Here is a 9,719-nt window from a genome sequence, read left to right as displayed (position 1 = left end):
CCTAGCGAAGCTTCAGCAACTCCTCGACGATCTTGTCCGCCGCTTCCTCGGCGCTCATCGCGGTGGTGTCGATCCACAGTTCGGGCTGCTCGGGCGGTTCGTACGGGCTGTCGATGCCAGTGAAATTGGGCAGGTCCCCGGCCCTCGCCTTTGCATAAAGGCCTTTGACGTCCCGGCGCTCTGCTTCGGCTAGGGGCGTGTCGACATAGATTTCGACGAACTCGCCTTCCGCCATCATGCCGCGCACCATTTCGCGTTCCGCCCGGAACGGGGAGATGAAGGCAGTAAGGACGATGAGGCCTGCATCCGTCATCAGCTTGGCGACCTCGCCGACCCTTCGGATATTCTCGATGCGGTCGGCTTCGGTGAAGCCGAGATCCTTATTGAGTCCGTGGCGGACATTGTCGCCGTCGAGAAGGAAGGTGTGACGGCCCAAGGCCGCGAGCTTCTTTTCGACGAGGTTGGCGATCGTGGACTTGCCGGCACCGCTAAGCCCCGTGAACCAAAGCACGGCAGGCTTCTGTCCCTTGAGCCGGGCATGCATGTCGCGGCCGACGTCTAGGGCCTGCCAATGCACATTTTCCGCTCGCCGAAGGGCGAAGTGCAGCATTCCGGCCGCAACCGTCGAATTGGTCAGCTTGTCGATCAGGATGAAGCCGCCGAGCTGCCGATTGGGCGGCCCTCCGGCGACATCGGCATAGGGTTCGAACACGAGCGGCCGATCGGTAGTGATCTCCGCAACGCCGATGGCATTGAGATCGAGCGTCTTCGCCGCAAGCTCTTCCATCGTGTTGACGTTCAACTGGTGCTTGGGCTGTGCGACCGTTGCCGTGGCATTCTGCGTCGCCAGTTTCAGCCAATATCCGCGACCCGGGACCATCGGCTCGTCTGCCATCCAGATGATCGTCGCTTCGAACTGGTCGGCCGCATGCGGCGGATCCTTGGCAGCGGCAATGACATCGCCCCGCGAACAATCGATTTCCTGGGTGAGGGTCAGGGTAACTGACTGGCCGGCAACCGCGACATCCAGGTCGCCATCCATCGTCACGACCTTGTCGATCCTGCCGATGCGCCCGGACGGCAGAATCCGGACCTCGTCGCCCGGTTTGACGTGGCCGCCTGCGATCTGACCGGCAAAGCCGCGGAAATGCTGATCGGGCCGATTGACCCATTGCACCGGCATCCGGAACGGCTTCGCTTCATCCGCCGCGCTGTCGATCGGCACGGTTTCAAGGTGCTCAAGCAGCGATGGCCCATCGTACCAACCCATCGCATCGCCTCGACCGGCAACATTGTCGCCAGACAGCCCGGAAACCGGAATGGCGACCCAGTTGAGGATCCCGATCTGCTCGGCGAAGCTCCGATAATCGGCAACGATGGCTTCGAACGCGTCCCTGTCGAAATCGACCAGGTCCATTTTCGTAACGGCAAGGACGAGGCGGCGGATACCGACCAGGTGAGTCAGGATCGAATGCCGCCGGGTCTGCTCCAGGACCCCTTTGCGGGCGTCCACAAGTAGAACGGCAAGGTCCGCCGTCGAGGCGCCGGTGAACATATTGCGCGTATATTGCTCGTGCCCCGGCGTATCAGCGACGATGAACTTGCGCTTCGCCGTGGCGAAGAACCGGTAAGCAACGTCGATGGTGATCCCCTGCTCGCGCTCGGCGCTGAGTCCATCGACCAGCAACGCGAAATCAATGTTTCCGCCTTGTGTTCCGACCTTTTTGCTGTCTGCCTCCAGCGCCGCCATCTGGTCGTCGAAGATCTGCCGGGTTTCGAACAGCAGCCGTCCGATCAGGGTCGATTTTCCGTCGTCGACGCTGCCGCAGGTGATGAAGCGGAGAAGCTCCTTGGATTTCTGGCGTTCCAGGTAAGCGCTGATATCGCTGGCGATGAGTTCGCGCTCGTCTGCGTGAGGCAGGGCCATCAGAAGTAGCCCTCCTGCTTCTTCTTCTCCATCGATCCGTCGCCCGCATCGCGGTCGATGATGCGGCCCTGCCGCTCGCTGGTGGTCGCGAGCAGCATTTCCTGGACGACCTTTTCGATCGTATCCGCATCGCTTTCGACCGCGCCCGACAGCGGATAGCAGCCAAGCGTCCGAAACCGGACCGAGCGCGTTTCAACCTGCTCGCCATCGCGCAGCCGGAACCGGTCGTCGTCGACCATGATGATGAGGCCGTCGCGTTCCACCACGGATCGCGGCGCGGCGAGATAGAGGGGAACGATCTCGATCCCCTCGCGCATGATATATTGCCAGACGTCCAGCTCGGTCCAGTTCGACAGCGGAAAGACCCGCATCGATTCCCCGGCATTTTTCCGGACGTTGTAGAGCGACCAAAGCTCGGGCCGCTGCCCCTTGGGGTCCCAGCGGTGAGATGCGGTCCGGAAGGAAAAGATGCGTTCCTTCGCCCGGCTTTTCTCCTCGTCCCGGCGAGCGCCCCCGAAAGCCGCATCGAAGCCGTACATGTCGAGTGCCTGCTTCAGCCCTTCCGTCTTCCACATGTCAGTGTGGAGCGGCCCATGGTCGAACGGGTTGATACCCCGCGCCTCGGCTTCAGGATTCTTGTAGATGAGTAGCTCGATCCCGTCCTCGCCGCCGACCTTGTCGCGAAGCGCATACATGTCGCGGAACTTCCAGCTCGTATCGACATGCAGCAGGGGGAACGGAAGCGAGGCCGGGTAGAATGCCTTGCGGGCAAGGTGCAGCATCACCGCGCTGTCCTTGCCGATCGAATAAAGCATCACCGGCCGTGAAGCTTCCGCGACCGTCTCCCGCATGATGTGAATGCTCTCGGCCTCGAGGCGGTCGAGATGAGTCAGGTTATGCATTCAATCACCCGAATTCGGGTGTCTCCCCACGACAGTTTCGCGATCAGCTCTTGCCGGCAATCGCATCTGCCAGCGGTTTGAGGCCATCGCCATATTTTTTCCAGCGCTTTAAGGTCGATTTGTCGGTCGAGCTGAGAAGTCCGTCGACGCTAACGGTCCTCACCGGGCGTTTGGCGCTACGATATTCCGACACTCACGAGGGGAAACAAATCTTCAGAAATCAAACGGATAGACGCAGCTTATCGCCTGCACTATCCAGCAACAGCTTACCCTGTTTCTGGAGAATCAAGTGTTCAATCGCTCCCTTCCCCTAAATGCTCTCGCGCTCACGGCATCCCTGGCAATTTTCGCCCCATCCGGTGCTGCAGCCCAGACCGGTGCAGCACCTGCCGCCGCGGCGCAGCCGGTCACCAAGGCAGCGTTGTCGAGCCAGATCGACGCCAGCTTCAAGCGTCTGGACGCCAATAGCGACAAGTCGCTGAACACCGCCGAGATCGAAGCCGCGCAGAAGCGCCAGGTCGCTGAAGCTCAGGGCGTCATCAACCAGAAGCTCGAGGCGGAATTCACCAAACTCGACGGCAATAAGGACGGCCAACTGAGCCTCGCCGAGTTCAAGGCCGCCGCGCCGACGCCGAAGGCTGCACCTCCCTCTGAACTTCTCGGCCAGCTCGACAAGAACAAGGACGGCAAGGTGACTGCAGACGAGTTTCGCGCGGGACCGCTCGCTAACTTCGATCGAGTCGACACCAACAGGGACGGTACGATCAGCGAAGCAGAAAAGACCGCGCTGGCCAGGCAGCAGCGCTGATCGACGGTCGCGCCGCTGGCAATCAGGCGCGCCCTGGCCTAATGGCTAGTCATCCCCGGGGAGCCGATAGCGGCTGAGAGGCGGTTCACGACCGCGACCCGTAGAACCTGATCCCGTTCACACGGGCGTAGGGAGAGGATGACGGGCCATCCCGCCATCTCTCCCATGATGGAGTTGAAGATGGCCGACGCACCTGCCCGTACCGAACTTACCGTCACCACCGGCCCGATCCGCGGCAGCCGCAAGATCTATGTCGAGGGCCCAAAGGAAAGTGGCTCCGGTGTCCGCGTCGCCATGCGGCAGGTCGAGCTGGAGCCGTCGTCGGGCGAACCGCCGGTCACCCTCTACGACACCAGCGGTCCCTATACCGACCCGGCGCAACGCATCGACATCATGGCCGGCCTGCCCGAGCTCCGCCGCGACTGGATTCGTGCGCGGGGCGATGTCGAGGAAGTCGCCCAACGCGAGGTCCGTCCCGAGGACAATGGCATGTCGGGCCCAGACCGCAGCGGCGGAGTGCAGCCCTTCCCGAACGTCCGCCGCCGGGTTCTTCGCGCCAGGCCGGGCGCCAATGTCAGCCAGATGCACTACGCACGCCGCGGCATCATCACGCCCGAGATGGAATATGTCGCGACCCGCGAGAACCTCGGCCGCGAAATGGCGCTCGAGGCCCTTGCACGAGACGGCGAAAGCTTCGGCGCCGCAATCCCCGACTACGTCACGCCGGAATTCGTCCGCGACGAGGTTGCCCGCGGCCGCGCCATCATCCCCAACAACATCAACCACCCCGAGAGCGAGCCGATGGCGATCGGCCGCAACTTCCTGGTCAAGATCAACGCCAATATTGGCAACAGCGCGGTCGCGTCCGACGTCGCGTCCGAAGTCGACAAGATGGTCTGGTCGATCCGCTGGGGCGCCGACACGGTCATGGATCTGTCGACCGGCCGCAACATCCACGACACGCGCGAATGGATCATCCGCAACTCGCCCGTGCCGATCGGCACCGTCCCCATCTACCAGGCGCTGGAGAAGGTCGGCGGCATCGCCGAGGATCTGACGTGGGAGATATTCCGCGACACGCTTATCGAACAGGCCGAGCAGGGCGTCGACTATTTCACCATCCACGCCGGAGTCCGCCTGCCCTATGTCCCGCTGACCGCCAAGCGCGTCACCGGCATCGTCAGCCGCGGCGGATCGATCATGGCAAAATGGTGCCTGGCCCATCACCGCGAAAGCTTCCTCTACGAGAAGTTCGACGAGATCAGCGAGATCATGAAGGCCTATGACATTGCCTATTCGCTGGGCGACGGCCTCCGCCCCGGAAGCATCGCCGACGCCAATGACGAGGCGCAGTTCGCCGAGCTCTACACGCTTGGCGAGCTGACCAAGCGCGCCTGGGCGCAGGACGTGCAGGTGATGATCGAGGGCCCCGGCCATGTGCCCATGCACAAGATCAAGGAGAATATGGACAAGCAGCTGGAAAGCTGCGGCGAGGCCCCCTTCTATACATTGGGGCCCCTCACCACCGACATCGCGCCGGGATACGACCATATCACCAGCGGCATCGGCGCGGCGATGATCGGCTGGTACGGCACGGCGATGCTTTGCTACGTCACGCCAAAGGAGCATCTCGGCCTCCCCGACCGCGACGACGTGAAGGTAGGAGTAGTAACCTACAAGCTCGCCGCCCACGCAGCGGACCTCGCCAAGGGCCACCCGGCCGCCAAAGTCCGCGACGACGCGCTAAGCAAAGCCCGCTTCGAATTCCGCTGGCGCGACCAGTTCAACCTGTCGCTCGATCCCGACACAGCCGAGGAATATCACGACCAGACCTTGCCGGCGGAGGGCGCGAAGACGGCGCACTTCTGTTCGATGTGCGGGCCAAAGTTCTGCTCGATGAAGATTACCCAAGAGGTCAGGGAATTCGCGGCCAAGCAGAATGCGCAGTCAGCGGACGAGAAGCTGACCGTAGCGGAAGCCGAGGCGGGCATGGAAGAAATGTCCAAGCGCTTCCACGACGAGGGCGGGGAGATTTACTTGCCTGCGGCCGAGTAAGTTCCGATATTCGGCTTGACCTGTTCGCCGTAATTCACAACGATCTAATTGACGGCAAAGTATTGTCTGCTCGGTAAAGATGCCCGTCCGCGTAATTGGGGGTAATGAAGATATGGCGCAGGCGTCGACCGCTGCTCACGTTGGAGCAGCGAATGCAAACCAACAAGATGATGCCAAGACCATCATCAAAGGTATCCGATCCAATGAAATTTGGTTTGGAGTTGTGGGACCCGTGGGTGCGGGCGGTAGCCGTGCAATAGACTCGCTTAAAAAGGCTTGTGAAGCACGCGGTTACGACTGCCAGGTTATAAAGATGAGTGCGCTTATTAAGAGCTGGGCAGAGGCCCACGGTCGCGACGTTCCGCCTCCTGACATGCGGCCCATCGACAGTGTGCCTATGCTGCAGAATCTCGGCGATGAAATCAGAAAATCTGACCCTGCCGGGGTAGGACGACTATGCCTCGCTGCAATTGCGCGCCGCCGCGCAGGTCTAACTGGTGCCGACTTCGTACAAGGCCAGGCCGTTCAGCCAGACGAGACTAAGCGTGCATGGCTGATCGACTCGATAAGGCATCCTGCGGAAACTCAACTGTTTCGCCGAGCTTATGGACCTTCGTTCGCTCTTGTCGGAGTTGTGTGTGAAGAGAGCGTTCGTGAAGAACGTATCATTGGGAAATTCCTGACAAACCCTGAAAAGCAGGATCCCGCGCTTGTCAGTAGGGTAAAAGATTTCATCGCACGTGATGCGGACGATGAGAAAAAAGCCTACGGACAACATGTGACGAATGCCTTTTACGAGGCTGATTTTTTCGTCGACAACACGTTCAATGATCCGACGGGCGAAAATGGCTATCTAGAGGAGCCCCTTGCCCGACTAGTTAGCATCGTAACTCATGACCGGCTCGTTAGGCCGACCATCGAAGAGACTGCGATGCATCACGCTCACTCAGCGCGCGTCAGAAGCGCCTGCCTATCGAGGCAAGTTGGTGCAGCGCTTGTCGATCACTACGGAACGGTTGTCTCCACGGGAACCAATGAAGTTCCGAGAGCAGGAGGCGGAGTTTACGGAGAGCAATTTTCGGGAAACAAGCGCACGCACGAACATCGATGTGCATTTCGCAATCCAGCATTTTGCAGCAATAATCGTGAGCAGAATGCCATTATTGACGAACTGATTGAGCAGATACCTGAGCTCAACGTCACTCCGGCAGGTGAAAAAGAGAGCTTGCGAGCCAAGATCAGGAAGACGCGCTTAGGTGGCCTGATCGAGTTCAGCAGAGCCGTCCATGCAGAAATGGACGCGCTCCTTTCAGCTGGACGAGAGGGTACGTCGACGGTCGGAACTCGGTTATTTGTGACGACATTTCCCTGCCACTACTGCGCACGCCACATAGTTAGCGCAGGTGTATATGAAGTTCAGTTCATTGAGCCCTATCCTAAGAGTCTTGCGTTAAGTTTGCACATCGACGCCATAGCCGTCTCAGAAGCAGATTGGGTGCCGCCAAGCACGTTATCTATCTCTGAAGAGCGCGCGATCGATCCAGAAGAAGACCGAGGACGAGTGCTTTTCAAACCGTTCGTCGGAGTGGCTCCACGGCTCTATCTCAAAGCATTTGAAAAGGTCCGGGACCTGAAGGATAAGGTTACCGGTGATATGAAAATCGGCGAACCAGAATGGGGTGACGAGTGGTCCCCTCTCGTCTCAGCTTACCCTGAGATTGAAGCGGCACTCACAAAAAATTTATGACCGACCATGGGTTAGAGTTAACGCAAAAGAAGCGCTCAAAGGGCAAGCGTGCTGTACGACCTCGCTTGTCAGATGCGGGGCAATTCAGCTTCGATCTGCAACATAATGCACTGAAGCAAATTGTTATCGTCGCAATGGATGAGATCGACGGAGTTCATCTGAGGCAATTGCTCGACGTAACTCAACCAAAGTACCTTTTGGACCTTCGGCACGTTGTCAGATTCGACAATCCCGGCAGCAGTCGCGACCACTTCTTCAATCATCTATCGAAAACGAAATCGTTATATACACGCGACCCGATAGCATGGCATTCTATCGATACAGCGCCTTTGTCGGTGGATGCTGACATGCTTCCAGCACGCGTGAGATACGAGGTGGTAGAACAGCACGATAACAATGTTATGTTGCTGGTTTCAAAACCCACTGAGTCTCGAAAACTCGCCTCCGTACTAAACTTGGCACTTTCCCGTGATCGCGCGACAAACTGGGTTATTCATATTACCTGACGCCTAAATGGCCCTGAAATGGCTCTGTGTTTCAGTTGGCAACACAAGCTCATGATCTCTTCGCAATCGCTTGCTTCTGCTCGTCGCCGCTACCGCTTCCGCACAAACTCCGCCCTTAGCACCAGGCCCTTGATGCCTTCATATTTGCAGTCGATCTCTTGCGGGTCGCCGGTCAGGCGGATCGACTTGATGAGGGTGCCGCGTTTCAGGGTCTGGCCCGCGCCTTTTACATCGAGGTCCTTGATCAGGGTCACCTGGTCGCCGTCCTGAAGCAGGTTGCCGACGCTGTCCCTTACCTCGACCGCGCCTTCCGCGGCCTGCCGCGCCGCCAGCTCGCTCGCCGGCAGCCATTCGCCGCTGGCCTCGTCATAGACATATTCATCGTCGGCCACTTCGACTTCCCTTCCGAACTAAGCCCTTTCCAACCGCACCAGCGCCTCATCCAACGCCTGCAGGAACCGCGACCGGTCCGCCTTGGCGAAGGGCGCCGGGCCGCCGACCACGTCCCCGCCTGCGCGCAGGTCCGCCATGATCGCCCGCGTGGCGATCGCGGATCCGATCATGCTGGCGGTGAACGGCTTGCCATTGTTGCCGATCACGGTGGCACCCGCCTTCAGGCAGCGGTCGGCGAGCAATATGTCGGAGGTGATCACCACCGTTCGGGCATCCGCCTGCTCCACGATCCAGTCGTCCGCCGCGTCGAACTTGTCCGACACCACCACCCGCTCGATCAGCGGATGCGCCGGTACGCGCAGATAGCTGTTGCTGACCACGCGCACGGGCACTTCGCGGCGGAATGCGACGCGGTAGACCTCTTCCTTCACCGGACAAGCGTCCGCATCCACCAAGATTCGGACTGAACCGGTCATTGGACGCTAGTCGTTCTTGAGGTTTTCCAAGCCCCGCTGCCCGCCCTTCGTCGAGGCATTGGCCGCGATCGTCTTGGGCTTCTCCTTCTTCGGCTTGCGCGCTTCCTTGCTCTTCCTCATTTGGCCCTTGGCCATTGCCGGTCTCCTCTTCGGGCGCGAATGCGCCGCATGGACATTGCATAGCCGCTCTGAAGCATTGCCGAAACGGGGCACGAACGGCGCACGCCCAAAGCACCAGCATTCATGCCTACGGGCGCTTCGTGCTAAACTCGCGCCCAGGGAGGGACAGGCGATGGCAGGGCGCGGCACCCTATGGCTGGCTTTCGGCTTCGTTGCCGGCCTGCTGCTGATGGGCATCCCCTTCTGGCAGCTTCCCTACAATCATCAGGGGTTCGTCTATCCAGGGTTGATCATCGGCCTGGCTGGGCTCGGTGTCATCACGGCGGGCCTCGCCGCTTCGGGGCAGCCGAGCCTCAAGCGGGTGTTCTGGACGATGATTTCCGCTTTTCCGGCGGCGATCGCGATCCGGGTAGCGGTCGAGGTGGCGAAGGATCCCACCGACCATAATCTCTGGCCGTTCGAACTCGTCTATGGGTTCGTCATGTCGGCGATGGCGGTGGTGCCCGGGCTGCTGATCGGCGCGCTGGCCCGGCGTCTGGGGCGTTGATGTAGAAGCGTGAGAGGGATCTGTACCGGCGGGCGCAAATAAGCCTGTCCTACAGCCTGCGCCCTATGCTTTAGGCTCGGCGATGCGCCGACTCACAGTCCCTCGCCCCACCCGCCGGCATGACGGCTGGACGCCTGGGCGCCAGCTTGATTTCCTTGAAATGCTCGCCCGCACGGGCAGCGTGACCCGATCCGCCCGAGCGGTCGGCATGAGCCGCGAGGGCGCATATCGGTTTCGC

General features: G+C 60.3%; 10 protein-coding genes and 1 riboswitch. Of the genes, 5 read left to right on the top strand and 5 right to left on the bottom strand.

The annotated features are described in order from the left end of the window. Position 1 precedes the first annotated feature (1 nt). Entirely contained in the window at positions 2–1,927 is a 1,926-nt protein-coding gene (gene cysN / locus LZ496_RS08865; RefSeq protein WP_249904273.1) for a sulfate adenylyltransferase subunit CysN, read from the bottom strand. Then, on the bottom strand, positions 1,927–2,829 hold the full coding sequence (cysD, locus tag LZ496_RS08860) for a sulfate adenylyltransferase subunit CysD (RefSeq protein WP_249904272.1): 903 nt from the start codon (positions 2,827–2,829) through the stop codon (positions 1,927–1,929). Before cysD ends, cysN begins: the two co-directional genes overlap by 1 nt. 289 nt (positions 2,830–3,118) lie before the next feature. Here cysD and LZ496_RS08855 point away from each other — a divergent pair, with 289 nt between their 5' ends. The 4 genes from LZ496_RS08855 to LZ496_RS08840 all read left to right on the top strand — a co-directional run bounded on the left by LZ496_RS08855 (position 3,119) and on the right by LZ496_RS08840 (position 7,945). Continuing rightward, positions 3,119–3,637 (top strand): EF-hand domain-containing protein, encoded by a 519-nt coding sequence (locus tag LZ496_RS08855; RefSeq protein WP_249904271.1) that lies wholly within the window; start codon positions 3,119–3,121, stop codon positions 3,635–3,637. Between the two features lie 46 nt (positions 3,638–3,683). Further along, positions 3,684–3,789: riboswitch (TPP riboswitch) on the top strand. 28 nt (positions 3,790–3,817) lie between these two features. Then, entirely contained in the window at positions 3,818–5,692 is a 1,875-nt protein-coding gene (thiC, locus tag LZ496_RS08850; RefSeq protein WP_249904270.1) for a phosphomethylpyrimidine synthase ThiC, read from the top strand. A gap of 112 nt (positions 5,693–5,804) precedes the next feature. Beyond that, positions 5,805–7,439 carry an anti-phage dCTP deaminase gene (locus tag LZ496_RS08845; protein WP_249904269.1) on the top strand — a complete coding sequence of 545 codons (1,635 nt, stop codon included), beginning with the start codon at positions 5,805–5,807 and terminating at the stop codon, positions 7,437–7,439. Beyond that, entirely contained in the window at positions 7,436–7,945 is a 510-nt protein-coding gene (locus LZ496_RS08840; protein WP_249904268.1) for a hypothetical protein, read from the top strand. The genes LZ496_RS08845 and LZ496_RS08840 overlap by 4 nt, the downstream gene beginning before the upstream one ends. A gap of 89 nt (positions 7,946–8,034) precedes the next feature. Here LZ496_RS08840 and LZ496_RS08835 read toward each other — a convergent pair whose 3' ends face one another. Genes LZ496_RS08835 through LZ496_RS13940 form a run of 3 tightly spaced genes read right to left on the bottom strand, consistent with a single transcriptional unit; the run spans position 8,035 to position 8,949 of the window. Beyond that, entirely contained in the window at positions 8,035–8,337 is a 303-nt protein-coding gene (locus LZ496_RS08835) for an alkylphosphonate utilization protein (protein ID WP_249904267.1), read from the bottom strand. A gap of 18 nt (positions 8,338–8,355) precedes the next feature. Next, on the bottom strand, positions 8,356–8,814 hold the full coding sequence (locus tag LZ496_RS08830) for a YaiI/YqxD family protein (RefSeq protein ID WP_249904266.1): 459 nt from the start codon (positions 8,812–8,814) through the stop codon (positions 8,356–8,358). A gap of 6 nt (positions 8,815–8,820) precedes the next feature. Further along, positions 8,821–8,949: a hypothetical protein gene (locus LZ496_RS13940; protein WP_283937988.1), complete on the bottom strand. Its 129-nt coding sequence runs from the start codon at positions 8,947–8,949 to the stop codon at positions 8,821–8,823. A 157-nt stretch (positions 8,950–9,106) separates the two neighbouring features. Between LZ496_RS13940 and LZ496_RS08825 the strand changes: the two genes are divergently transcribed. Then, the gene (locus LZ496_RS08825) at positions 9,107–9,481 is read left to right on the top strand and encodes a hypothetical protein (RefSeq protein ID WP_249904265.1); all 375 of its coding nucleotides are present in this window, start codon (positions 9,107–9,109) and stop codon (positions 9,479–9,481) included. Positions 9,482–9,719: the final 238 nt, after the last annotated feature.

The organism is Sphingomonas caseinilytica, assembly GCF_023516455.1.
Taxonomy (GTDB): Bacteria; Pseudomonadota; Alphaproteobacteria; order Sphingomonadales; family Sphingomonadaceae; genus Sphingomicrobium; species Sphingomicrobium caseinilyticum.
Note: the sequence above shows the minus strand (reverse complement) of the source record. Positions and strands in the feature narration are given on the sequence as shown.